Here is a 24459-nt window from a genome sequence, read left to right as displayed (position 1 = left end):
CGGAGGTTTGGTTGGCAAACGTCCGCTAATGCCGATCTCGATCGAGTTGGGAGCGGGAAAGCAGGCGCGCGCCCGGGCTTGTCTCAGGCGGAGCTTTTGGCGATCTCTGACCGTCGTCTGCTGCGCCTGAGTTCGCTGGGTGATCGCCGGTACACCTCTGCGAAGACGGTGTTGAATCTTCTAATGCTGCCAAAGCCGGCGCGGAAGGCAATTTCGGCCAGTGGCAGGTTCGTCTCATCAATTAGCCGCTTGGCCCGTTGAATCCGGACCGTTTGAGCGACTTGAGTCGGTCTCGCTCCGATGTGCTTCTGAAAGAGTCGGCTCAGATGACGGACCCCGACCCCGAGGCGCTTGGCGAGGCTCTCTACGTCGCCACGATCCATAGCGCCTTGGTGGATAAGCCGCATGCCCCGATCAACGATCGCCTGTGAGCCCCTCCAAGCCGGAGAGAACGGCGCAGCTTCCGGCCGGCATCTAAGACAGGGTCGATAGCCTGCCACCTCTGCGGCGGCGGCAGATGGGAAAATCTCGACATTGGACGCGCGAGCCGGCCGCACTGGGCATACAGGGCGGCAATACACGCCCGTGGTACGTACGCCTGTAAAGAAGCGCCCATCGTAAGCGTGGTCACGGCTGACGCGAGCCTGCTCACACTCAATTAGATCCAACATCTTGACCTTTGGGGGATGGAGTCCGTTTCCGGCCAGCGCTTTTCGTTGAGTGTGCATATTTGCCAGCGGGATACCGCGAGGCAGGCCGCTGGATCCTGGGCTTTCTCCACCCAATAAAAGCCGCACCAGCCGAAACGAGGTTCTTCGAGACCGAAGCGAAGAGGAGCGCGCCAAGTGATTCCGAGCAATGCTGACAAGAACCAGTCGAGCTTTTTCGGTTGGAAAGTTGCGTGGGCGGCATTCTGCATTGCGGTCTTCTCTTGGGGCATCGGATTCTACGGGCCGTCAATTTTCCTGCAGACGTTATCGACGACACGGGGCTGGTCTATATCGACCGTATCTGCGGCTATCACCACGCACTTCCTGTTGAGCGCGGCGTTGGTCGCGCTTCTTCCCGAAGTGTACCGCAGTTTCGGTTTGTTGAGGGTAACGCTAGCCGGCATTGTCCTGACTGCTTTGGGCGTCTTGGCCTGGGCGAATGCTCAGCAAGAGTGGCAGCTTTTCGTCGCTGCGCTAGTCAGCGGAGCCGGATGGGCAGCCACGAGTGGAGCAGCGATTAACGCGATCGTTGCGCCATGGTTCGACCAAGACAGATCCAAGGCGCTAAGTATCGCCTATAATGGCGCGAGTGTGGGGGGCGTCATTTTCGGCCCACTGTGGGTTAGTCTCATTGCAAATGTAGGCTTCCCGTCCGCTTCCTTGCTAGTCAGCATGGCTATGGCTGTTGTTCTGTTGCCTTTGGCAGTGCTGGTACTGCGTCATTCGCCTACCGAAGCCGATGCTAAGCTTGATCCCGTGCCGCAAAGCCCAGCACGACAGGAGGTGGTTAAAGAGCCAAGCATGAGCCGAGGAGCTTTGCTGCGGGATCGGCGCTTCGTCACGGTCGCGGGAGCCTTTGCTCTGGCGCTGTTTGCTCAGATCGGATTGTTCACCCATCTGATCACGCGCCTCGAGCCGGAATTTGGCTCAAATGGTGCCGCCTGGGCCCTAAGCCTCACGACAGTTTGCGCTGTAATAGGACGTACGCTGTTTGGATGGATGCTACCGCGGTGGGACCAACGCATCGCGAGTGCTGCGAACTTCGCCATGCAATCAGTTGGAGTAATCCTGCTGACTCTAGGCGATCAAACGACCATTCTACTCGGCTGCGTTCTGTTCGGTCTCGGTGTCGGAAACCTAATCTCATTGCCTCCAGTGATCGCACAGAAGGAGTTTAAACGGAGTGAGGTGGGAGTGGTCGTGGCACTTATCACGGCGATCAATCAAGCGACTTTCGCGCTGGCACCTGCCGTCTTTGGGTTTCTCAAAGATGCTACGGGTCAATATGTTCTACCTTTCGCAGTGGCCGCGATCGGACAAGTCGCCGCCGCGTTTATTGTACTCGCTGGCCGTCAGCGATTGCCTCAGTCCTGAAATCTCGAAAAGTCCGGTTTGCGCTTCTCTTTGAACGCTTGCATTGCCTCGGACGCCTCACCTGAGCCGAGCTGGCTTTGGAAAAACTGCATTTCTCGATGCATTTGTAGTGCCGCCTCGTTGGTCTCGCTACGCAGTAGAGACTTGGTCAGCCTCACGGCGCGAGGAGGCTTAGAAGCGATCTTTTGAAGAATGGTGGTCATGGCCGGCTCCAATTCACTAGTGGGATGGATCGACCTGATGAGGCCAAGGCTCAAAGCGGCCTTTGCGTCCAATGCGTCGTCGCAGAACATCATGCCTGCTGTCCGCTGATAGCCAATCAAGCGCGGAAGCAAGAGGCTCGAACCGGCCTCCGGGACAAGGCCAAGATTGACGAACGGAAGGCGGAAGCTCGCGTTCTCGGACGCGAGCACGATGTCGCAGTGGAGGAGCATCGTCGTGCCGATGCCAACGGCCAGTCCATTGACGCCGGCAACGACGATCTTCGGAAAGCTCGAGAGCACGCGAAGGAAGCGGGGTGCTGGACGCTCACCGGACCGGCTCGGACCGTTGAGGAAGTCATCAATGTCGTTACCGGCCGTAAAGCTATCGCCACTACCAGTGATAGAAACAGCACGGATCTTCGGGTCTGCTTCCGCTTGTTCAAGACTGTCGGAAATCGCGTCGTACATCGCGCCGGTCAGAGCGTTCTTCTTGTCTGGTCGGTTCAATTGAACAGTCAGCACGTTAGCCCGGTGTTCAACCAGAACATCCTTCATTTTATCCTCCCGAACCGAACGTTCGACGTCCAACGTTGAAGCGTATGGCCGAATTTCGCGGTGTCGGTTGCGAGTGGCAACGTACTGCCGGGTATAGCTATCGCGCCATGTAGCCCGACCGGTGTGAGTAGAATTCAAGGGGGGCGTAACTTTTTTCGCTTGTTGCGGCGCGGAAACTGCGGTGCAGTCGGTTGCGTATTTAAAGGAAAATCGGGAGATGGCGGTGACAAAGGTCTCAAGTGAAAGTCCCACTCGGCGGAAGATCTTGGACGCTGCGATCGCCCTCTTCGATTCCGAGGGCGTACGATCCGCTACGGTCGACGCAATTTCCGCAAACGCGGGAGTGACCAAGCGAACGCTGTATTACCACTTTAGGAGCAAAGATGACCTTATGGTCGCTGCACTGGAGGAGCTACAGCATTCAGGGGACGGCATGTTGGATGCTAGCCTGATGGCGCGCGACGTGGATGCCAGGAGGTTTGTTGTCGCCGCGTTCGGTGAGGTAGCGGCAGGCGCGCGGGATATTCGTTGGAAGGGATGCGCTTTTATCAGGGCTGCGACCGAGCTCGCCGGGTTTCCTGGTCATCCAGCGGCAGCGGCCGCGAGAAAGTATAAGCAAGATATGGAGAAGCTCCTGTTCCACAAGTTGGTCGGTGAAGGCTTCAGGAATGCGCGCTCGCTAAGTAGGCAGTTGGTGCTGCTGCTCGACGGAGCGATCGTACATGGTGTGGTCCATCATGACCCAACCTATGCTCTTGAGGCGGCGCGTTGCGCTCTCGATCTGCTCGACAACTCGCCGATTGGGCACGACCAAAGAAGCGCAAATCAACAGAGCGAGCTTAGCCTCGCTTCCGATCCCTTTGTCGATCACGCCAGCAAGACCCCCACATCTTGTTCGCATTAGTTCAAGTCCTATCGGAGTAAGAAAGTGAACGAAGCTCTAACGCGTGCAGAAAAGTTTGCAGCTGCAATGGGAGTACGGGTGCCGATCTTCATGGCACCGATGGCGGGCGCGTGCCCAGCATCGCTTGCAATTGCGGTTGCTAACGCCGGCGGCATGGGTGCCTGCGGTGCGCTCCTCATGAAGCCTGACGAGATCTCCGGGTGGTCGCGGGAAGTCCGGTCGAACAGTAATGGCGCCTTTCAGCTGAACGTATGGATCCCAGATCCATCGCCGGTGAGGGATGAGGTCAACGAAGCCCGGGTTCGCGAGTTCCTCGGTAAATGGGGTCCGGCGGTGCCGCGGGAGGCGGGGGACGCAACGCCGCCGGACTTTGAGTCACAGTTGGAGGCCATGCTTGAAGTGGGGCCGCCGGTCCTGTCGTCGATCATGGGACTATATCCGGCACCGTTTGTGGAGAAGATGAAGAAGCGGGGAATCAAGTGGTTTGCGACCGCTTCTACTGTAGCGGAGGCGAAGGCTGCTGAAGCGGCTGGCGCGGACGTTGTCGTTGCGCAAGGCTCGGAGGCGGGCGGCCACCGCGCTAGCTTTATCGCCGGCGATGCCATGGCAAGGCAGGTCGGCTTGTTCGCTCTGCTTCCTGCCGTCGTCGATGCTGTGAGGGTACCAGTGGTCGCAACCGGCGGCATTTCCGATGCACGAGGAGTGGCGGCCGCGCTATTGTTTGGCGCGAGCGCGGTCCAAGTCGGAACGGGGTTTCTTCGCTCCCCTGAAGCCAAGACCCACCCCGCCTGGGCTGATGCGATCGGTAAGGCAGCTCCTGAGGATACGGTTGTAAGTCGGGTATTCAGCGGTAGAGCAGGCCGTGCCATTGCCACGAAGTACGTAGTGGCAGCCACGGGGCCTGATGCTCCGGAGCCTGCGCCCTATCCGGTGCAGCGCGGGTTGACGGCCGTTATGCGAGCAGAAGCAGGAAAAGCCAACGACGTGGAGCGAATGCAGGCATGGGCAGGCCAATCGGCCGGTCTGGCCAAGGCTATCCCGGCTGGAGAAGTAGTCGACGAGCTGTGGAAAGGCGCGCAATCATTGCTCGGTGGGTGAGCAGTGCAATGAAAGGTAGATCAACCGACAGGTATAACGCGCCATCTTTACGATCGTCCTGCGCAAGCTACATTGCGCCCGCCCGTCATTTCTTATCTGCCGGCAAAGCTTGTGGGCTTGCCGGCGAAAGGGCATCGGGGGAATCGATGAAGAGACCCTTTCGTACTGGCGGGTGCAATTGTGGTGCGGTGCGTTACACGGCCTTTGGCGAACCACTAACTTGCTTCATCTGCCACTGTCGTCGGTGCCAGAGGCGCACGGGCAGCGCATTCGGTATGTTTCTGGTTTATCCGACCGCAAATGTGAGGATCTCCTGCGGAAGCCCAGAGAAGACGACTAGGGTGACACCGCAAGCTGGAAGAAACACAACGACTGAATGCCCAGTTTGTCGTAGCAAACTGTGGGTGCAGCGCAATGGCTCGAAAGCCGTGAATTTGCGAGCGGGGACCTTAGATTACGTCGGCGATCTGAGGCCCGTTGCGCAGTGTTGGACGTCAAGTGCTCAACTGTGGGCGTTGTCGTCCGGCATTTTGTCGTTTGACGAAGAGCCATCAAACTACTTGGTCTTATTCGAAGCGTGGAAGCGTGCCTTCCCTCCAGACAGAGAAAGTAAGCGAGAAGAAGCGACGCGATCTACTTAACCCATACTGACCGCAAGATCACCAGCGCGGATGAACGACTGCTCTTCTTAAAAGTAACTAGAAGAGGCCTCAATGAACTTACTTCGACGCATTCGTCGCTACATCGAGTTTCGCAATGCCCTGGGCGAACTCTCCTCCATGGATCAGTTCACCTTGCAAGATCTGCGGATTTGGCCCTCGGAGTTCGAAGGTCTGGCAACGGAAGCGGCTGAAGCGCGCGCCGAGCCAAATAGATCGTCAAGACGCCATTGCGAACCTGATCACAGCTACATTCTGGCTCAGCTAAAGTTCACGAACCGGCGAGCCTATGATCGGTATACAGCACGTTTCATGTCGGTACTCAAAAAATTCAACGGCAGGCTGCTTATTGCAGACGAAAACGCCGAACTCTTGGCTGGCAGTTGGCCAATGGACAAAGTAGTCCTGCTATCATTCCCAAATAGGGAAGACGCGTTTAGATTTCACGTGTCGCCTGAATATGAGGAGATTGCACAAGATCGACGAGCTGGCGCGGAAGCCACCGTGCTTCTGTTGAATGGTATCTCGTGACACAGAGCTATAGTACGTACTCATAAATGGCCTGGGACGTCCGTCTTCGAGGGCGCAGCGACACCCGCGCTGCGCGCAGGCGTAGTCAGCCTATGACCCAAAGCGGTCATTTTGCCCAACAGTAACTGGTCTAATTTGCGCGAAGCTGTCGCAAGATCAGGAACCCCACCAACGTCACGATTGCCAAGTGGCCAAATCCTATCCCCCAGCCGAGTAAAGCGTTGTCTCCGCAAAGATCTAAGGAAAGGCCCACGCCGAGCGGGCCGATGAAGCCACCGGCATAGCCGCTCATGCTGTGCAGACCCATCGTGGTGCCACGAAGCTTTGGGTCGGCTGCTTGGACGGTACCCGCTGTTAGCGCCGCGCTGTCGATGAAGATGGTCCCCATCCAGAATATGATCAGCGCTGCCGACAGCAGTATCGATGTGCCGAGCGTCCATCCCGTCACCAGCGCAAACGATGCGGCCGCGCAGAATGCAAGCGAAACCACGCGAATTCGCCCATAGCGCTGCGCCAGTTCGTTTCCAGAGACGGAGACTACGATACCGGCGAAATTCGCGATCGACAGCAACACGGTCGGTGAGGGTAGCCACAACGGGGGCGCGGCCTGTGCCGCGGCGGCAGTCAGGAACGCGACGCCCCAGGCACGCAGCGCCGCCATCTCCCAAGTATGGACGGTATAGCCAGCGATCCAGGCCATCGCCGGGCGGTTGCGAAATATGGGACGGAAATCGAGCAGAGCGCGAGGGTCGGCCGCCACTGTGTGCGTCGACGTGGTGTCCGGCATGACGGCCCATGCGATCAAAAGCGCGATGAGAGCGGCGATGCCGCCGAACAAAAATGCGGCGGACGGACCTACCCAGGCGGCGAACAGCCCGGCGATACCGAATGAGCTGGCGCCTGCGATGCCGACGCCGGCTGCATGCATTGAAACCGCGCGCGACTGCTCGTTGCCCTCAAGCGTGTCGGCGATCGCCTTCAGACCCGGCATGTAGGCACCGGACCAGCCCATGCCAGCCAGCGCACGGAAGATTAGCGCTGACCAGAAACCGTCGGCAAGAAAGGCAAAGCCGAGATGCGCCATCGCGGTAAGGCCGGCGCCGGTGGCGTACACGTAGCGCGTAGGGACGCGATCGGTGAGTGCCACCAGGACCGGCACGGCAACCACGTAAGCCGCGAAGAAAATGCCGACCAGCCATCCGGCTTCGGTTTTCGACAGATTCCAGGCAGCGATGTAGGTCGGGAGCAGCGCCGGCAGGCTGAATGCACCGATTTGCACCAGCATTTGTGCGGCCACGATCGCCCAAACGAAGCGGCGGCTTTCGCGCGAGATGATCGGCGTTTCACTCATGTCTTGCCTGTGCGCAACAGCAGCAATGCGCCGAACGCGGACAACGAAAACAACGCGCTGACCCACAGCGCGCCGGTGCCCATGACTTCCACCAAAAAGCCGACGGCGAGCGGCGCCAGCGCGCCGGTTGCGCGCGCGGGCAGGGAGATCATGCCGACGCGTCGTCCGAATCCCTGCGGGCCAAACAGGGCCAGCGGCAACGTGCCCCTCGCAATAGTGAGGATGCCGTTGCCGGTTCCATAGAACACGGCGAAGAGGGGAGCTAGCAGTGGTCCTCCGATCGCGAGGACCACCACGCCGATCGGGTTGGTGAGTGTCGCGAGCCGCGCTGAGAGCAGGGGATGATAGCGCGCCAGCCAGCCCGCTTCGACGATGCGCGCCGTGACCTGGGCCGGTCCGATCAGCATGCCGGCGAACAATGCGGCCGTCGGTGTCGCGCCGAACTGCACCAGCATCGTGGGCAACAGCGCCGACAAGCCTGAACTTACAAAGCCAGTGGCAGCGAAGACATAGGCGACGACGACCATGGCTGAGGTTTCATTCTGTACTGCGCTTAAATTGCTCGATGCCGATGCTGCCGCCTTGGAGGCTGACGTGATGCTAGGCAGAGACAGATTGAGCGGTACAGCTATCAGCAAATGCACCGTCGCCCACACCTCGCAAGCCACACGCCAACCGTAGCGCGCCTCGAGCCAGGACGTGATCGGCCAGCCGACGGTGCTGGCAAAACCTGCGATCAAGGTGATGCCGGTGATCGACGAGCGCGCCGCGCTGCCGTAGATGCGTGTCAGCGTGGCGAAGGCGGATTCGTAGAGACCCATCCCCATGCCGATCCCAAGCAGAAGCCATGAAGCGCCGAGAAGCAGCGGTCCGTGAGCGAACGAGAGCAGCCACAGGCCGGCAGCGAGGGCCACGTTAGAGACGGCCAACAGGCCGCGCCCCCCCGACGTATCGACGAAGTGCCCGACTTGTGGGCCAAGCAATCCCGAGACAACAAGCGCACCGGACAACGCTCCGAAAATGACGGTCGGTGTCATGCCGAGGTCGCGCGCGATCGGGGCCGCCAGAATGGCCGGCAGATAATAGCTCGATGCCCAGGCAATGGTCTGGGCCGTGCCCAGCGCCAGGATGACGCCAATTGACCTGAAATGTCCCGGGGTGTCCTGCGCTACCTCATTCATGAATACCCGCAGCCGCTGGCGCCTGCCTTTTTCGCGCTCTCGTGGGCGGTGGCGCAGGCCGAGGCATCGGCCTTTGCGGCTCCGCTGCAGCAGCTTGCTCCCTGTAAGGAAGGCGCGGGGCTGCTGCAAACGCCTGTCTCCGGCAAGCTCAGCTCGACGCGTCGCGCCGCTTCCGCGTCGCCAGCAAGCTCGGCAGCGATCGAGCGGACCTGCTCGTAACCGGTGAGCATCAGAAATGTCGGTGCGCGGCCGTACGACTTCATGCCGGCAAAGTAGAAGCCTGGCTCGGGTTGCGCCAGCTCGCGCGAGCCATGCGGGCGCACGGTGCCGCAGCTGTGCAGATTGGGATCGATCAGTGGTGCGAGCGGCACCGGGCTTTCCACGGTCGGATCGACTTCGATGCGGAGCTCGCGCGAGAAATCGAACTGCGGCCGAAAGCCGGTCGCTACGATCAGTTCATCGACAATAACTTGCCGTCTCGCATCGTCCGCGCCAATAAGAAGGTTCGCTCCATCGAGCGCGATATGGGAGACGCGGAATTGGCGTTCGATGCCGATCTTGCCTTCGGCAACGAGCCGAGCGAACGCTGCGCCCAACGCCCCGCGCGCGATCAGCTTGTCGTTGGCGCCGCCGCCAAATGCTTTCGCGGGGTCGTTGCCGCGCAGCAGCCACAGCGGCCGCGTGTTAGGTTCTTGTTGCGCGAGTTGGGCCAGGTCGATCAGGGAGCCGATGGCAGAATGTCCCGCGCCGAGCACGGCAACCGTCTTGCCTGCATATCGCGTGCGATCCCTGCCGAGCACGTCAGGCATGCTATAGAAAACGCGGCTCGTTGCAGACTCTTCGCCGATGGCGGGCAGGCCGTTGGCGCCGGCCGGATTGGGCGACTGCCACGTGCCGGAAACGTCGATCACTGCATCCGCGCGCAAGACCTCCGAACCTCGGCCGTTCTGGTATCTAATTTCGAATGGGGCGCCCTCGCGTCCCGAACTCTTCAGTTTGTCTAAGCCTGCGCGGCTGATGTCGGTGACGCGACTCGATGTGCGGATATGAGCGGCGAGGGCGGTTCGAATGGCGAGCGGTTCGAGGTAGCGCTCCACCAGTTGCGCGCCGGTGGGGTACTGCTTTGGGTCCGGTGAATTCCATCCCGTAGGCTGAAGCAGCCGCTCCGCCGCGCGATCGATGCTGTATTCCCAAGGCGAAAACAGCTGGACGTGTGCCCATTGCCGAACCGAATGGCCAATCTTATCACCGGCTTCCAGAACGATCGGCTTCATCCCGCGTTCGAGGACGTGGCACGCCGCAGCAAGGCCAACGGGGCCGGCTCCGACTATGGCGACAGTTTTGGGCTCGCTCAAATCGCTTCTCCCATAGTACCAGAAACATCGAAATTAAAGACAGGGCAATGTCATGCCGCATTCTTGGCGTCTCCACTTTCAGAAGACTCGGCGCAGCACTCGGCGACAAGGTAGGCGACGAGTTCACGCATGACGCCGTAGTTGGCGTGACAGACCAGCGTCGTCGCTTCGCGCACCTGCGTTACCAGCCCTGCCACCACGAGCGCCTTAATGTGATGGGACAGGGTGGACGGCGCGATCTTCAGCCTGTCCTGCAGACGTCCAACCGGCATGCCGGGTCCGCCCGCGCGGATCAGCGTGCGGTAGATTTTCAGCCGGGTCGGATTGCCGAGGGCTTCGAGATGGGCGGCAGCGTCATCTAGGTTCATGATTTGCAATGTAATTCGAGTCGAGGCGTTCGTCAACGGAATTTCTAGAATAATCGAAATATAACATTCGTTTCCGATTGGCGCGTCGAACATACATCCATAAATTTAGATATATCAAAATAAAACCCGCTATCATCTCAATGGCCGCGCTGGCGCAAGCCACTCGGCTCGACGTTTTCCGGCTGTTGGTCAAGCGCGAGCCCGAGGGGCTTGCCGCCGGCGAGATCGCAAAGGCACTGGCCGTCCCGCAGAACACGATGTCAGCGCACTTGTCGGTCCTGTCGCGGGCGGGGCTGGTCACAGCGCGCCGGATCAGCCGTTCAATCATCTATCGCGCCGATCTGGCCCGCTTTCAGGCCGTGATGTCGTTTCTCGTCAACGACTGCTGCGACGAACGACCGGAAATCTGTGCGCCATTAATTGAATGCATCACGCCTTGTTGCCCACCGAAGCGGAAGGAAAAGCCAATGTCCGATCGCACGTTTGACGTTCTGTTTCTCTGCACCGGCACTACCGCGCGCTCGATTCTCGCGGAGTCGATCCTGCGCAAGGAAGGCCGCCGTGGGCGCTTCAAATCGTTCCCGGCTGGAAGCCAGCCCCCAGGGAGCGGACAAGCCCCTCGCGATCAAGGTTTTGCGCCACATGGACTATCCAGTAGAGTCCAGTAGAGGATCTTTCGGTCGAAGAGCTGGGAGGAATTTGCGCGGGCTGACGCGCCGGTGATGGATTCGTCTTCACGGTTTGCGACGACGCCGCGGGGGAGGCTTGCCCGATATGGCCGGGGCAGCCCATGACGGCGCATTGGGGAATCGGGGACCCCGCCGCCGTCGAGGGCACCGACCTTCAAAAGGAAGCGGCTTTCGTCCAAGCATTCCGCTACCTGAAAAGCCGGATAGCGGCCTTTGCCAGCCAGCCTGCCTTTCGCCAGCATCGACTCGCTGTCCTCGGCACGTGGCTGCGCGACATCGGCCGCATGGACGGCACTACGATCGAGCGAGGAAAGGCCGGTTGATGTCCGAATTCGATTTGCTGCGGCGGCTGGCGGCTGAACTGCTGGGCACCGCCTTGCTTGTCTCGACTGTCGTCGGCGGGGCATCATGGCGGAGACCCTGACAAAGGACGTGGCACTGCAGCTGCTCTGCAACGCACTGCCGACCGGCGCTATTCTCGTGGTGCTGATTTCTATGCTCGGTCCGGTCTCGGGAGCGCATTTCAATCCGGCGGTTTCGCTCGTGATGGCACTAAAGGGCGATCTCCCGGCGGGCGGGGTGGCCCGCTACGTGGTCGTGCAAATTTTGGGCGGAATCGCTGGGACCGTGATCGCACATGCGATGTTTGGCATGCCGCTGTTCGAATTCTCCATGAAAGTACGAACCGAAAGCGCAGTGGTTGGCTGAAGCCATCGCCGCCTTCGGCTTGGTCGCCACCATCCTTTCTGGCGTCCGCTTTGACCGGTCGGCTGTGCCTTGGCTGATCGGCCTTTACATCACAGCCGCATACTGGTTCACCGCCTCTACTTCTTTCGCCAATCCGGCGGTTGCGATCGCGCGCTCTCTGACCAACACGTTCTCAGGTATTCGTCCAATCGATCTTCCCGGCTTCATGGCAAGTGAACTTGTTGGCGCGGTGATCGGATTAATGTTTATGGGCTGGCTACTTCGCGGTGCAAGTGACACTGCAGCAGTAAGAAAAAACGCATCTTTTCGGCGTTACGTAGTTATTACGCAGGGGAAGTGGTGGCCCTTCGCATTGCGGAGCTGATGTCAGCTTGTGGCTCAAAGCCGAGATGCCGTGGTCACCGGGCGATGTCCGATTTTAGAGGGAGAGCCGATATGGCGGATTTATGGGTACGCGACCTAAGGCGCGGCAATGCGCCCGCATGTCTCGGACGAGGCTCTTTCCGACGAACTGACATCTAACAACCACTCACGAAAAGTCTGGGCGGCGCGTCTCCTGGTACCCTCAGCAGTTTCTAACAACCAATATCCTTCTTCGATTGAAACGCGCGCAGGATGGGCGGGCTGAACGGGGGCATGACCGGTCGACGTACTAAGCAGTGACAGCGGAACGCGTCCCATGGCTATACCTAACCCCGTAGCTGCAGCTCGAACAGCTAGCTGTAACTTGTCAAACGCAGCGTCTTGCCGGAATTCTAATGATTGCCCTGTGCCTTCGGCCCAGGTGCGCCAATCCGAGGGAAACGCCGACGTGTGTATGAAGGTCACCCGGCTCCAATCCAGCAACCCACCTGGTGTCCGCACGCTTCTGAGGTAAGATTCGGACGCAACCGGGACCAAGCACTCCTTGAAGAGGAGTGTTGCAGACGCTTGCGGCCAGCTGCCCTTTCCGTGCCGAATGGCCAGATCAAAATCTTCTGTTGCAGCCTCGGTAGGTTCCGAAGAACTAGCAATACTTACCTGGATCTGTGGGTGCCGCTCCCGAAAAAGGTGGATGCGCGGCAGTAAGAACAATCTCGTGAAGTCGGGCTCAGCCCGGACCCTGACCTGGGCGTCGCGCTCAGAGAGGGTGATGTGTGAGAGCCCAGCCGCGATCAACGACAGAGCTTCTGAGATATATGGCAAGTAGTCTGTCCCCGCGGATGTCAGTGAGACGCCCCGGGGACCGCGCAGGAACAACTCCACGCCAATGGCCTTCTCAAGGGCATCGACGGCATGGCTGACCGCACTGCCTGTCATTCCGAGCTCGGCTCCTGCGTCACGAAAGCTCCCGTGTCGCGCAGCCGCTTCAAACACGCGCAGGGAGGAAAGGGGCGGCATTCTCTGGCCTGTGGTCCGCGACGTGCCCTTCGTTCCCGTGCGACCGAGCTTAGCCATCGGCGTCCCCCGGCAACGCGCGATCTAGATCACCTTCCCGATGGACTAAACTCGCGTCCAGCAACCCAGGTCGCTTAATCTCTGCCTTTATCCACTCTCGGAACAGTCGGACCGGTTTACGTCGCTCGTTCTTCTCTGAACAGACCAGCCAATAACCCATGTCGCTAGGAACTGGCGCATTCCAGATTTCAACCAATCGACCACTGCTCAGTTCAGGATCAACGAGGGGCTTTCGTCCGAGCGCGACACCTAATCCCTCGGCGGCCGCTTGAAACGCCATCTCCAATGTATCGAAATGAAGCCCCTTTGATACATCGATATCCGGCCGGCCGGTGAGGCGCACCCAGGCTTCCCAATCGACACTGGCAGTGTCCACATGGATCAATGTGGCGCGATCGATAAGGTCCAACTGCTCCATCTGTGAAGCAAGGCGCGGGTTACACACTGGGACAAGAAGTTGGTCCATCAAGAGCTCGGCAAACAGCCCAGGCCATTCACCGCGGCCAAGTCTGATCGCTAAATCTACTTCTCCGTTAGCGACGTCGGAGTGGGTCGTCGCCGTGTCAAGCAATACCTTGATGATCGGGTTATTAGCCCGAAATTCGCGAAGTCGCGGCAGCAGCCAACGTGCGGCAAATGTGGGGGCGGCCGTGACGATCAACTGGTCGCCGTCTCCCCATCTGTTGATCTCAGCGCTGCTCCTCGAGAGCAATTCTAGAGCTTGGCAAACCGCTGGGTAAAAGCGCTCTCCCGCCCGTGAAAGCACGAGGCCCTTCGGTGTTCGGTCAAAGAGAGGGACGCCGAGCCATTCCTCAAGGCTCATTACGCCATGACTGACCGCGCTAGGAGTGAGCGCCAACTCGTCTGCAGCGCTCTTGAAGCTATGAAGGCGCGCGGATGCTTCAAATAGACGTAAAGAATTGAGTGGAGGTAGGCGATACTTCATCGCGCCGCCTCCGCTCGTACACCCACCTTAGCCCGACCAGCCCGACGCTTTGGAGGGCTCGCGGGCTGCGTCTGTGGCAGCCCACCCCCTTTGATCCATTCGTCGAAGAAAGTTGTTGCGATCTCTCGCGCCCGAAATTCGCCGTCTGGCCTGTACCATTTGCATATCCAGTTGAGTGCCCCGAAGAGCATCATGGCGCGGAGCTTTGGATTGCCTTCGGTTAGCTCTCCGGATGATGTAGCCTCTATCAAGAGGTCTCTGAAGCGGCCTTCGACCGCCTTGCGGCAACGCAGGACATAGGCTCTGTCGGAACTCGACAGCTCGGACAGCTCACAAAAGACGACGAAGCCAAGCTCATTTTCGGCCAGAACGTCACCGTAGTCGGTGCAAAGCGCGCGAAGGCGCTCTAGTGCGGAGGATTCCCGGCTGTATGGGAGCGCGACTAGGCTGTCATGTGCCCATCTAGCGCATTCACCGAGGAGGGACTGCTTATCTGGAAAGTAGTGGTAGATGGCAGACTTGCTCAGGTGAAGCGCCTGCGCCACCTCGGCTAAGTTCGTTCGATGGTAGCCGAACCGTGAGAAATAGCGTGCCGCTGCCCTGACGAGCTGATCTTTCTTTAGAGCGCGAAGCTCGTCGCCCGATGGAATACCTATCGTCCAAACCATGAGGTCACTCGACCGTCCCTGGAGTCGGTCAACAGTACACCGACTTGTGTAACGATTCAACGCGTTGGTTACGAAGTTAGTCAAAGTAGACTCTATAGTTTACTTTGCGCTGCGGCACCGAGGGTAGTGAAGCGGAACGACCTGGGAGCCCTTATGAAGCTGATGTATGCGCCTCAATCTCCATTCGCCCGCAAAGTTCGAATTGCCTCGCTTGAGTTGGATCTCGGTGATCGAATACAGCTGCGATACGCTGAGGCAGTACCTGGCAAAGACGCTCCAACCTCTCCGAAGCAAGCTAATCCGCTTGGAAAAATTCCGGCTCTGATCCTCGATCGCGGAGAAGTGCTGGTGGATTCCAACGTTATCTGCGAGTACCTAGATTGGCTCGATGGTCGGAGCCGGCTTTTGCCTCCCGCAAGCTATCTACGGTGTCGCCTCTTGTCCGATGTCGCAATCGCCAATGGGGTTTGCGAAGCTCTGATATCGATCAGGTATGAGACCTGGCTCCGTCCCCCAGACAAGCGTTGGGAGGGATGGATCCACGGCCAGTGGGAAAAGGTGTGGAGCGTATTGGACGCCTATGAGCTTCAAGCGCCGTCCATAGGCCAGGGGACCCTTAATCTTTTTCAAATCACGCTTGGTTGCGGAATCGGGTATCTGGATTTTCGCTTCCCCGAAACAAGATGGCGTCGTAGGTGCCCGAATCTCGCCTCGTGGTTCGACAAACTAGCCGAGCGCCCCTCGTTTAGTCGGACCATGCCCAGGGATCCTAATGCTAGCGACCAGAGCTCTCTAGCCAAATAAGAATGGATGTCGCCGTGATAAGCGAAGCAAAATCTCGAGCTCTCGATTGGATAAGAGGCGACCGCTCAGTTGAGGGCCTCGCACTAACTGGTCTGACTCAGGTCGGTCTACTTGGCGGCTCGCGAGAGCTTGACAGTTACGCGGCGATTGCGAGCGCAGACGAAGTCATTTTGTCCGAAGCAGGCTTGCCCGGATATGGCATGCTGTTTTCGGTTCGACAGCTCGTCGCCCGCTTCTTCATTCTAGGTTTTGGCTCTGACAAACAAAAGGACGTTTGGCTGCCGCGATTTCGTGATGGCAAAGCCTGGCCCGCGATTGCGATCTCTGAGCCCGGCGCCGGTGCCCATCCGAAATACCTAGCTACGAGTGCCTCACAAAAAGGAAATAAGTACGTCCTCACCGGCAAAAAGACATGGGTTACAAATGGCGGCCATGCCGACGTCTTCCTGGTCCTTGGTGTAACGTCGGTACAAGAAGGCCGCAAATCGTTCGGGCTTTTCTTAGTTCCTCGCACAACGCCTGGACTGGAAGTTAAGCGCATGGATTTGGGCGGACTGCTCGCTCCCGCGAGCCATGCGGAATTGATCCTCAACCACTGCGAAGTTTCGGCATGCCATCGTTTGGGCGATTCACGAGATGCATACCGCTCGATGGCCGAACCATTCCGAGATGTTGAGGATGTTGTTGTGGCCGCGGGGACCGCGGGATTTGTCCAGTGGATGATAAAGCGCGCGGCCAAGCTCGTAGCACACTCGGAAGAAAATGCGCTGCTATTGGGCCGGTTCACGGCGCTTCAGCTGATGTGTAGCATATCGGCCCAAAACGCTGTCTCCGGTCTCGATAATGGTGCAAGCGAGGGCGCGCTTATCGCAGCGGGGGTGCGGGATCTCGCATCTTCAATTGTTGATCAATTGCGTGGCTCTGTTCCGAAAGATGTGCTTGAGCGCGACTCTGACCTGCAAAACGCATTCGCCGCATTTGACTTGATGTCATCAACGGCTAAGCGTGCGCGAGCTACGCGCCTCGCCAGGCTGGGCAATAGCTTGTTAGTGGTAGACAATCGCGATATGCCGCGGAGCTCGGAGTAGCTGCCCCGCGGCATACCCTTCGGTTCTTAAGCTGGCTTTGTAATGTATCCATAGCGAAGATTGCTGCGGTAGTAGCCGAGCTGCTCATACTCGCTCTTCATTAGAGCAAAACGATCATTCGAGTCATACTCGGCTTTCTTGTTGTAGCCGAAGATACGAAGACCGTTCTCACCCAAGATGCCATTCTTCACCGGCCCGTCGGCCGCGCCAAGCGGCTTGAAGTTATGCTGCTTCTGCATTTCTTCGGGAATTTCCAGTCGCCGCATCGCTTCGATCTGCCATTGCGGTGATCCTGTCCAGACCGAATCTGTTCCCCAAATCACATGATCGGCGCCGAGGCCTCTTACCAGCGTCCCAAGCATTGCAGCCGCGATTGTCGGTTGAGCAATGACGGTCCAGGCAAAAATGGCTCCCAGATCGCCGTAGACATTGGTCACGCCGTGTTTCTCGGGTATTTCGGAAAGGTCAGTGAGCCACGGCAAACGTCCGGTCTGGCGCCATTCGCTGAGTCCTTCCGAAGGGTCTCCGCCCAGATGACGGTATCCGGAATGGTAGATCACAAAGTTGAGTTGTGGCCAATCTTTGGCTGCCTTGCCAACGTCGCCGACCGCAGCATGAGCGGTGAGGTGAGGCATTGCCTGCTCGGCCGCACGCGGGAAAAGACCTTTGTGAATACAGACATTCTTGATGCCTGCTCGGGCAATTCGCTCATAGAAGGGATACATGAGCTTTTCGTCGTCGAGCTTGTAAGCATAGTGCCCACCGTGAGCAATTACGACGTCGCCGATGGTATAGCCCTTCCAACCGTCCGGCTTATGTACCTCGATCGCCTTGTCGACACCCTCGAGCCAGCCAGCTTGTCCAGGCGTGATCGTGTAGTGAGCTAGCATTCGCCTCGAACCTGCCTCGGTATTGATCCGATCGCGAGCTTTGAAAACGGCCTCTTGCGGCAAGAGCCAGTCTTCCGGTGCATCTGAAGGTGCGTTGGTCAGAAGCGCGACCTTCGTATCGCTATCGAGATAGATCTCCTTGAAGAAGTTGTCGAACTTGAGATCTTCAGGTGTTGCAGCTCGCTTCGGCATGCCCTTGTCCCACCCAAGTTTGGCCGCCAACGACCGCTGCCACATGAAGCCGCCCGTACGGTTGGGATCTGCCAACAGCGGGCTCGGATCGTCTCGGATGAAGTGCGTGTGTGCGTCGAAGATCATCTGTCCTTTAAGACTCTTCGAACGATCAGCTGCAATGTCAAGGTTGGTCGCTTCGGCGGCGCTGGCCTCGAAGATATTTCCGTAGACCTGATTCATTACGTAATACGACGCCGCAAGTCCCGCCGCCGTTTGGAAGAACCGCCGGCGGCTCATTCCGTGCTTCGATGCTACCGTCTCGCCGAGCTGATGCAGCTTTGTCTCAACTTCCTTTTGTTGATCTGTCTGGCGTGCGGGCATGTATTCATCGCTTGACACGATCTGAGTGGGGATCGGGGAGACGACGGGCGCCTCCTCGGCCGGTAAGAGGGATGGCATCTGTTCTGGACCGATGAATCGCATGGCTCTCCTCGCGGGTTGGCTTCTAAGTGCGAGAAGAATGGTACTGAATGGTACCAAATGGCAATGGACCGGCGAGTATACGTCCACGTCACCTTATGCCGGCTAAACCGCGGCCTAAGGTTTACCGCGTACCGCAATTGGAGGGGACGCCGCCCTCCGCAATAGCCCTCCTTCGCCTTCTAGGCCGACTTCGCGTAGGCTGCCATCAGACGTTCGGTGGCCTGTTTTGCCCGCTGATCAATTTCTGCCTTCGTGGGTGGTTTCGCTAGGCCCATCAACAGCCGGATCTGCAGGTCGCCCCACAGCACCGAGAAGAAAAACTCGCAGATCTCTGCAGGCGGAGCGGGCAACAGCAGACCGCTCTCTTGAGCATTCTTGATCAATTCAATGAGCTTTTTACGGCTTGGCTCTCGGCCGCGTTCATTCAAGGCTTGAGCAATCTCAGGCGCTCGCTGAAACTCCGAAATGGCGAACCGAAATACAGCCAAGACATTCGGGTCGCACACTCCTGAAACGAGCACGGCTCCAAACTTAATCAGTACCGCTAACAATGTTTGCCGATCTGTGGGCCGCGGGAGTTCAAGTGGCAGCTGCATCTGCTGGGCACGCCACTTGATGCATTCGACCGCGATCGACTGCTTGTCCTTGAAAAGCGCGTATAGTTCTCGCTTTGAGACTTTAGCCCGCGTCGCGATTTCCAGAGTGCTTGCGCCGTCGAAGCCCAACTCCTTTAACGCTTCGAAGCCGGCGAAAAGCACGCGCTCGCGGATATCTCCGTCGCGCTCTCGAACCTGCACCGTCTTTTTCCTTGTACTCAAGGCCCCCCCCCTTGTCAGGTACTACTACGTACCATATACCTTTGTTATGTGGTACTGGTAGGTACCAGCGGCAGATGCAGGCTCTTCCGCAGAGGAATCTTCGATGCCTGCTTTCATTATCGCCTGGGAAACTAGCAAATGCTAAATCTCGCCACAATTCTTCAGCACACGCCCACTTGGGTTTACGCACTTTTCGCCGTCCTGCTGATCCTTGGTGCGCTTTCCTTGCGACCGCGCACCGTTGAAGTGTGGAGGCTTCTCATAGTGCCGGTCGTTTTCATCGCGTGGGGCATGTACGGCCTATTGCTGAGGCTAGATGCATCGACGTCATTGCCTTTCTATTGGGGGACCTCAGCACTCGTTGCGGCGCTCCTGGCTTGGTTCGGTACCAATCTGGGCAGCATGCAGCCAGATCCTGCTCGCGGGCGGGTCTATCTCGAGGGATCTGTGGTTCCGCTGGCTCGCAACATGATCCTGTTTTTTGCGAAATATTCGATCGGGATTGCGTTGGCCTACGGTCTTTACGATCGGCAAGTCCTTTATCCGCTCGATGCCGTCATCTCCGGAATTAGCGCTGGCTATTTCGTCGGATGGTTGCTTCGGTTCACTCAACGATATCGTCAGGCTGCAGGTGATGCTCGCCTGATGAGCGCCAGCTCCTAGCGAGGACTTGGGCGAGGCAGAGAAGCCGGTGTGCCGCCGCAAGCACGGCGGCAGAATGAGGCACGATACACATGGAGCAAGGATCTCGTTTCTGACAAGAGCCTTTAGTCGATGGATTGCTTGCTTTTAGTTGGACCAAGGCGCTACCCAATTCGCAAACTCTAGCGCATGTCTCGCGACATCTATTGAAGACGTGCCAGAAAGTGCGAGATCTACGTTACCTCGTAAGGCAGACGTCGGAGAGCGGCGCCCTCGGCAAACTTGAGGGGGAATTGACGCAGAGCAGTCTTAGCTCCGGTCGACCCTATGAGCAGCCGCCACAAGCAGAGGCGGACTTCGTTTTGTTGGTGGCGGTCTCACCGATTACAATTATTGTGTCGAGTATCACAGCATTCGCTGCCAGGTCTCGGTGACAAGCGGACGGAGAAGGACCTTGTTTCGACGTCACCAGCTTCTGCCGACAAGCAGCCGAATACTCAGGTGCTCCAGGCCGGACCATGGTCCGGCCTTCGGAGCAGCGATGTGGGCGCTGCGGAAGTGGCTAGACCAAAGGCGACAAGGGAGCGGCCGGTCAGCTCGTAGACCGTCCCAAAAGAAAAGCTGGATACCTCTGCGTTGGGCTGATTGGTGTCGACAAGTCCCTCCCAGTGCAGGCCCTCGGGCACGGCTGGGAGGGTGAACTTCACAACGTCGAAATGCGAGTTATAGAGGAGTAAGACCGTCGTATCCTCCCCCCGACGCAGAATACCGGACACCTGCGCTCGCCCGTCCAGCAGCATTCCGAAGCATTTCGCGTTGGCGTCGTCCCACTGCTCCTGCGTCATTTCTTCGCCCGTTGGCGAGAGCCAGGTAACGTCCTTGACCTCCAAGCCTTCATTATAGGTTCCAATAATGAAGCGTCCGCGGGATAGGACGGGGAAAGCTTTCCGCACGGCGATCAGTTTCTTAGTAAAGTCACGGAGTGCACGACCCTGCTGATCGATGGCAAGCCAATCGAGCCAAGTGGTCTCATTATCCTGCGCGTAGGCGTTATTGTTGCCGCCCTGAGAGTGCCCAAATTCGTCGCCGGCTAGCAGCATCGGTGTCCCGTGCGACAGCAGCATGGTGGCGAGAAGGTTGCGCTTCTGTCTTTCGCGCAATGCCAGAATTTCGGGGTCGTCGGTCGGTCCTTCGACGCCGTGGTTCCACGAGTGATTGTTCGAATGGCCGTCGCGGTTGTCTTCACCGTTGGCCTCGTTGTGCTTGTCGTTGTAGGAGACGAGATCGTTGAGGTTGAAGCCATCGTGAGCCGTAACGAAATTCACGCTCGCCCACGGCTTCCGGCCGCGTTTGTTGAAGAGGTCACCCGAACCTGAGATCCTTTTAGCGAAATCCGGCAGTACGCCTTCGTCGCCCTTCCAGAAACCTCGTGTCGTATCTCTGAACTTGTCGTTCCATTCCGCCCAGCCAGGCGGGAATTGGCCAACTTGGTAGCCGCCCGGGCCTATATCCCACGGTTCCGCGATGAGCTTTACGCTCGAAAGCACCGGGTCCTGCCGACATGAATCGAGAAAGCCGCCCCCCTCGTCAAAGCCGTAGGGCTCGCGGCCGAGGATGGTCGCCAAGTCGAAGCGGAAGCCGTCGACGCGCATCTCGGTGGCCCAATAACGCAGCGAATCCGCTACCAGCTGCAGGACCCGCTGATGGGAGAGGTTGACAGTGTTGCCGGTGCCGGTGTCGTTTATGTAGTAACGCTTGTTATCTGGCAGCAGCCGATAGTAGCTAGCATTGTCTATGCCTTTAAACGAAAGCGTCGGCCCGAGTTCGTTGCCTTCGGCCGTGTGATTGTAAACGACGTCAAGGATTACCTCGATGCCGGCGGCATGGAATTGGTTCACCATCGTCTTGAATTCGGTCGCCAGGCCAGTCTGGAGATAGCGTGGCTCTGGCGCGAAGAAAGCCAGCGAATTGTAGCCCCAATAGTTTCGTAGTCCTTTATCGACAAGATAACTGTCGTCGACGAAGGCATGGATGGGTAGCAATTCGGCGCTCGTCACCCCTAGGGAGCGCAGATAGCCGGGAACCTGCGAGTTAGCCAATCCGGCAAACGTACCTCGCTCCGTCTCAGGAACGAGCAAGTGGAGCTTAGTGAAGCCTTTGACGTGCATCTCGTAGAAGATTGTGCGCTCCCACGGCGTCTCGGGCTTTCGCGCCGACCCCCAAGTGAAGGCCGGGTCGATAACACGGCACTTCTGTATAAGGGGAGCGCTGTCGCTGTCGTCGAAGGATTTGTCCTTGTCCGGATGATCAAACCTATAGGCGAACAGCCCCGGTCCCCACTTCAGCTGGCCCACCAGCTGCTTGGCGTACGGGTCAATGACGAGCTTGTTCGGGTTGAAGCGGTGTCCGGCGTCGGGATCGAAGGGCCCGTGAACACGATAGCCATAAACCGTCCCGGGACGAGCCGACGGCAGATAGCCATGCCATACCTCGTCGGTATACTCAGGCAATTCGATGCGTTCGAGCTCTCGCTCGCCTCGTGCGTCGAAGAGACAAAGTTCAACCTTTGTCGCGTTCGCGGAGAATAGTGCGAAATTGACGCCGAGGCCGTCCCAAGTCGCGCCAAGCGGAAATGGCTTGCCTTCGCGTATAGTGGTTCGGTTGAGCCACTGCGCCGCCCGTGCCAACGTGTCCGTTGTATGCTTGTCCATCGATCCCCCCGCAGCCTCGCGAGGGATAACGGGATTGCTACGGTTGGAGTTCCCAACGTGGGCAGCACCGGCAGAAAGACGAGGGGGCCGCCACTGACGGTCCCCCAGAAGGCCACAGTCGATGCCGTCAAGCCGCTTCGGCGTTGATGGCCGATACGGCAAGCTTGCTCAACGCGTCGTCGGTCTTCTTTTCCTCGGCCAGGGTCTGGTCGAGAAGCTTGACCACGTCCTTGTGGCCGAGCTTGTCAGCCCAAGTTTTGAGCGTGCCATATCTGGATATCTCGTAGTGCTCGACGGCCTGTGCCGCGGCCAACAGGCCGGCGTCTAGGGCGGGCGTGTCCGCGTACTCGTCCATGATTTCCTTGCCTTCGTCGAGAATCCCTTCGATGGCGTCGCACTTCTTGCCGCGAGCGGCCTTGCCCAGCGATTCAAAGATCTGCTCAAGGCGGTCGATCTGTCCTTCGGTCTCGTCGTGGTGCTTCTCGAAGGCGGCGCGAAGCTCGTCCGAATTGGCTGCCTTCGCCATCTTCGGGAGCGCCTTGTAGATCTGCTTTTCCGCGTAGTAGATGTCTTTAAGGGTGTCTAAAAACAGTTCGTTCAGGTGTTTCTCAGCCATGCTCGCTCCTCCGCGATACCTCGTAGAAATTGAGACTCTCAGAACACTCTGAGATTGGCGACGTTCCTACGGATGAAACGCGGCGCTAGCGCTCGGACGGCTGCGGGCTGATCGTTGCCCGTCTCTTTTGAATTAGCCGATGAACGAACGCCAGCTTGGCAATCACGGCAGGCGCAAGCATGAACGGGTACAGGTCGTTCAGTCCAATCGCCCGGTTCACACTGTTCATGGCAAAGACGAACGGGAGCCAGGAAGCTACGACGCGGTCAAAATCAGAAATGGTGTAGGGATTGAAATCGATCCTAGCGGCCAGTCCCTCGGACGCAACGCCGGTGGGAGCCACTTGGATGCCGAAGTTCCCAGCCATTTCTAGTGTATCGACTATGTGGAGGTAGTGGGCCCACGTCTCGGCGAAGTCCTCCCACGGATGGACCGACGCATAGGCCGATACGTAGCGGTCTCGCCAGTCGGACGGCGGGCCGTCGTGATAATGTCGTTCGAGCGCCGATTGATAGTCTTGAGAATCGTCGCCGAAGAGCAGGCGGTTCGCTTCGAGCTCGCCGCCGTCGCGGACGAGTAAGTCCCAATAGTGATGCCCCACTTCGTGCCTGAAATGGCCGAGCAAGGTGCGATATGGCTCGCCCAACTCTATGCGGCGCCGCTCTCGCTCGATCTCGTCCGCTTCTGACAAAGCGATGGTGATGACCCCGTTTTCATGGCCGGTCATTACCTTGGCCGCAGGAGTATCGGCGAGGAAGTTGAAGATTAGCCCATGGGCGGGATCTTCATGGCGGGTCCGCAGCGGCAGCCCCCAGCGGAGCAGCGAGTAGAGCAGGCGATGCTTGGCCACCTCTAGCTTGCGCCAGAGGGCCAAGTTGTGCGTCACGGAAAGATCCGGAATCGTGCCGTTATGCCGGCAAGCCACGCAGAAGCCGCTTCCTTGGCACGTGGGGACGAGCCAATTGCAAGCGTCCAGGTTGGCGTTGTCGCAGAAGAGGCGCCTGGCGCCGCCACCCACGGAGCGAAATGCCGCGCCGTCGGTCTCCAGTGAGACTAGGGCGTCGGTGTCAGGATCGTATCCCAACCTGTGACCGCAGCGACCGCACGTTCGGTTCTCGAAATAGAGGACGTTTCTGCAGGACTGGCAGGAAAAGATTTTCATCTTTGTATTCGGTGGCGGGAGTCTGGAGGCTCCTCAATCCTCAAACTCGTCGTCGGTTCCCACGAAAGCGCAAGACATGAGCTCGCATGCTCGACGTACCTGCCCCCCTTGTGCTGAACACCCGATTCAATGCCGCATATGTCCAAAAGTGTACATAGCCAATCGATGTGGTCCGCTCCACGGACCCCGCTGCTTCGAGAAAGGCCCTCCTACCCGGTTCGCGCGCGCCACCGTTATCAGGGTCTCGCCGTTGAGAGCCGAAGTTCTTAGTAACCATCCCGACTACACCGCCTTTACTCTTCATGCATGTGAGGACGTCATTTGGTGCGGGTGA

General features: G+C 58.5%; 22 protein-coding genes and 4 pseudogenes. 11 read left to right on the top strand and 15 right to left on the bottom strand.

Annotated features, from left to right (window positions below; all coding sequences use genetic code 11):
* Window positions 1–83: 83 nt before the first annotated feature.
* Window positions 84–302, bottom strand: coding sequence for a helix-turn-helix domain-containing protein (locus tag ACVINW_RS06665; RefSeq protein WP_456756319.1), 219 nt, complete (start codon window positions 300–302; stop codon window positions 84–86).
* Between the two features lie 171 nt (window positions 303–473).
* Window positions 474–671 (bottom strand): annotated as a pseudogene (locus ACVINW_RS06660) (Ada metal-binding domain-containing protein); the annotation flags it as partial.
* A 174-nt stretch (window positions 672–845) separates the two neighbouring features.
* Here ACVINW_RS06660 and ACVINW_RS06655 point away from each other — a divergent pair.
* Window positions 846–2084 carry an MFS transporter gene (locus ACVINW_RS06655; protein ID WP_456750558.1) on the top strand — a complete coding sequence of 413 codons (1239 nt, stop codon included), beginning with the start codon at window positions 846–848 and terminating at the stop codon, window positions 2082–2084.
* Here the strand turns inward: ACVINW_RS06655 and ACVINW_RS06650 are convergent.
* The gene (locus ACVINW_RS06650; RefSeq protein WP_456750557.1) at window positions 2075–2842 is read right to left on the bottom strand and encodes an enoyl-CoA hydratase; all 768 of its coding nucleotides are present in this window, start codon (window positions 2840–2842) and stop codon (window positions 2075–2077) included. The two genes, ACVINW_RS06655 and ACVINW_RS06650, sit on opposite strands and share 10 nt — an antisense overlap.
* A gap of 181 nt (window positions 2843–3023) precedes the next feature.
* Between ACVINW_RS06650 and ACVINW_RS06645 the strand changes: the two genes are divergently transcribed.
* From ACVINW_RS06645 to ACVINW_RS06630, 4 genes are all read left to right on the top strand, one after another.
* Window positions 3024–3746: a TetR/AcrR family transcriptional regulator gene (locus ACVINW_RS06645; RefSeq protein ID WP_456750556.1), complete on the top strand. Its 723-nt coding sequence runs from the start codon at window positions 3024–3026 to the stop codon at window positions 3744–3746.
* Window positions 3747–3770: 24 nt separating this feature from the next.
* Entirely contained in the window at window positions 3771–4844 is a 1074-nt protein-coding gene (locus tag ACVINW_RS06640; protein ID WP_456750555.1) for an NAD(P)H-dependent flavin oxidoreductase, read from the top strand.
* Window positions 4748–5485, top strand: a complete 738-nt coding sequence (locus tag ACVINW_RS06635) for a GFA family protein (RefSeq protein WP_456750554.1) — start codon at window positions 4748–4750, stop codon at window positions 5483–5485. Before ACVINW_RS06640 ends, ACVINW_RS06635 begins: the two co-directional genes overlap by 97 nt.
* 72 nt (window positions 5486–5557) lie before the next feature.
* Window positions 5558–6034, top strand: a complete 477-nt coding sequence (locus ACVINW_RS06630; RefSeq protein ID WP_456750553.1) for a DUF1330 domain-containing protein — start codon at window positions 5558–5560, stop codon at window positions 6032–6034.
* Window positions 6035–6164: 130 nt separating this feature from the next.
* Here the strand turns inward: ACVINW_RS06630 and ACVINW_RS06625 are convergent, their stop codons facing one another.
* Genes ACVINW_RS06625 through ACVINW_RS06610 form a run of 4 tightly spaced genes read right to left on the bottom strand, consistent with a single transcriptional unit; the run spans window position 6165 to window position 10289 of the window.
* Window positions 6165–7385 carry an MFS transporter gene (locus ACVINW_RS06625; RefSeq protein WP_456750552.1) on the bottom strand — a complete coding sequence of 407 codons (1221 nt, stop codon included), beginning with the start codon at window positions 7383–7385 and terminating at the stop codon, window positions 6165–6167.
* Entirely contained in the window at window positions 7382–8566 is a 1185-nt protein-coding gene (locus ACVINW_RS06620; RefSeq protein ID WP_456750551.1) for an MFS transporter, read from the bottom strand. The genes ACVINW_RS06625 and ACVINW_RS06620 overlap by 4 nt, the downstream gene beginning before the upstream one ends.
* Entirely contained in the window at window positions 8563–9921 is a 1359-nt protein-coding gene (locus ACVINW_RS06615; RefSeq protein WP_456750550.1) for an NAD(P)-binding domain-containing protein, read from the bottom strand. The genes ACVINW_RS06620 and ACVINW_RS06615 overlap by 4 nt, the downstream gene beginning before the upstream one ends.
* Window positions 9922–9971: 50 nt before the next feature.
* Window positions 9972–10289, bottom strand: coding sequence for an ArsR/SmtB family transcription factor (locus ACVINW_RS06610; protein WP_456756318.1), 318 nt, complete (start codon window positions 10287–10289; stop codon window positions 9972–9974).
* Between the two features lie 140 nt (window positions 10290–10429).
* Here ACVINW_RS06610 and ACVINW_RS06605 point away from each other — a divergent pair.
* The 3 pseudogenes from ACVINW_RS06605 to ACVINW_RS06595 form a co-directional block, all read left to right on the top strand.
* Window positions 10430–10753: pseudogene (locus tag ACVINW_RS06605) on the top strand (ArsR/SmtB family transcription factor); the annotation flags it as partial.
* Window positions 10754–10756: 3 nt separating this feature from the next.
* Window positions 10757–11301 (top strand): annotated as a pseudogene (locus ACVINW_RS06600) (arsenate reductase ArsC).
* Window positions 11301–12050 (top strand): annotated as a pseudogene (locus ACVINW_RS06595) (aquaporin). The pseudogenes ACVINW_RS06600 and ACVINW_RS06595 overlap by 1 nt, the downstream one beginning before the upstream one ends.
* A gap of 95 nt (window positions 12051–12145) precedes the next feature.
* Here ACVINW_RS06595 and ACVINW_RS06590 read toward each other — a convergent pair.
* Genes ACVINW_RS06590 through ACVINW_RS06580 form a run of 3 tightly spaced genes read right to left on the bottom strand, consistent with a single transcriptional unit; the run spans window position 12146 to window position 14737 of the window.
* Window positions 12146–13066 (bottom strand): LysR substrate-binding domain-containing protein, encoded by a 921-nt coding sequence (locus ACVINW_RS06590; RefSeq protein ID WP_456756317.1) that lies wholly within the window; start codon window positions 13064–13066, stop codon window positions 12146–12148.
* A 49-nt stretch (window positions 13067–13115) separates the two neighbouring features.
* Window positions 13116–14069 carry a transcriptional regulator GcvA gene (gene gcvA, locus ACVINW_RS06585; RefSeq protein WP_456750549.1) on the bottom strand — a complete coding sequence of 318 codons (954 nt, stop codon included), beginning with the start codon at window positions 14067–14069 and terminating at the stop codon, window positions 13116–13118.
* Window positions 14066–14737, bottom strand: coding sequence for a TetR/AcrR family transcriptional regulator (locus tag ACVINW_RS06580; protein ID WP_456750548.1), 672 nt, complete (start codon window positions 14735–14737; stop codon window positions 14066–14068). Before ACVINW_RS06580 ends, gcvA begins: the two co-directional genes overlap by 4 nt.
* Window positions 14738–14890: 153 nt before the next feature.
* Between ACVINW_RS06580 and ACVINW_RS06575 the strand changes: the two genes are divergently transcribed.
* A complete protein-coding gene (locus ACVINW_RS06575; protein WP_456750547.1) occupies window positions 14891–15541 on the top strand; it encodes a glutathione S-transferase N-terminal domain-containing protein in 651 nt (216 codons plus the stop codon).
* A gap of 2 nt (window positions 15542–15543) precedes the next feature.
* Window positions 15544–16629 (top strand): acyl-CoA dehydrogenase family protein, encoded by a 1086-nt coding sequence (locus ACVINW_RS06570; RefSeq protein WP_456750546.1) that lies wholly within the window; start codon window positions 15544–15546, stop codon window positions 16627–16629.
* 26 nt (window positions 16630–16655) lie between these two features.
* Here the strand turns inward: ACVINW_RS06570 and ACVINW_RS06565 are convergent, their stop codons facing one another.
* Window positions 16656–18176, bottom strand: a complete 1521-nt coding sequence (locus ACVINW_RS06565; RefSeq protein WP_456750545.1) for an amidohydrolase family protein — start codon at window positions 18174–18176, stop codon at window positions 16656–16658.
* 179 nt (window positions 18177–18355) lie between these two features.
* Complete coding sequence (locus ACVINW_RS06560; protein ID WP_456750544.1) at window positions 18356–18973, bottom strand: TetR/AcrR family transcriptional regulator; 618 nt, start codon at window positions 18971–18973, stop codon at window positions 18356–18358.
* 159 nt (window positions 18974–19132) lie between these two features.
* Between ACVINW_RS06560 and ACVINW_RS06555 the strand changes: the two genes are divergently transcribed.
* Window positions 19133–19657 carry a DUF6622 family protein gene (locus ACVINW_RS06555; RefSeq protein WP_456750543.1) on the top strand — a complete coding sequence of 175 codons (525 nt, stop codon included), beginning with the start codon at window positions 19133–19135 and terminating at the stop codon, window positions 19655–19657.
* A 476-nt stretch (window positions 19658–20133) separates the two neighbouring features.
* Here ACVINW_RS06555 and glgX read toward each other — a convergent pair whose 3' ends face one another.
* The 3 genes from glgX to ACVINW_RS06540 all read right to left on the bottom strand — a co-directional run bounded on the left by glgX (window position 20134) and on the right by ACVINW_RS06540 (window position 24125).
* Window positions 20134–22347 carry a glycogen debranching protein GlgX gene (glgX, locus tag ACVINW_RS06550; RefSeq protein ID WP_456750542.1) on the bottom strand — a complete coding sequence of 738 codons (2214 nt, stop codon included), beginning with the start codon at window positions 22345–22347 and terminating at the stop codon, window positions 20134–20136.
* A gap of 127 nt (window positions 22348–22474) precedes the next feature.
* The gene (locus tag ACVINW_RS06545; protein WP_456750541.1) at window positions 22475–22963 is read right to left on the bottom strand and encodes a YciE/YciF ferroxidase family protein; all 489 of its coding nucleotides are present in this window, start codon (window positions 22961–22963) and stop codon (window positions 22475–22477) included.
* 85 nt (window positions 22964–23048) lie between these two features.
* Complete coding sequence (locus ACVINW_RS06540; protein WP_456750540.1) at window positions 23049–24125, bottom strand: zinc-binding metallopeptidase family protein; 1077 nt, start codon at window positions 24123–24125, stop codon at window positions 23049–23051.
* Between the last annotated feature and the right edge of the window lie 334 nt (window positions 24126–24459).

Source organism: Bradyrhizobium sp. USDA 4461 (assembly GCF_054055655.1).
This window is presented reverse-complemented; position numbering and strand designations above follow the sequence as displayed.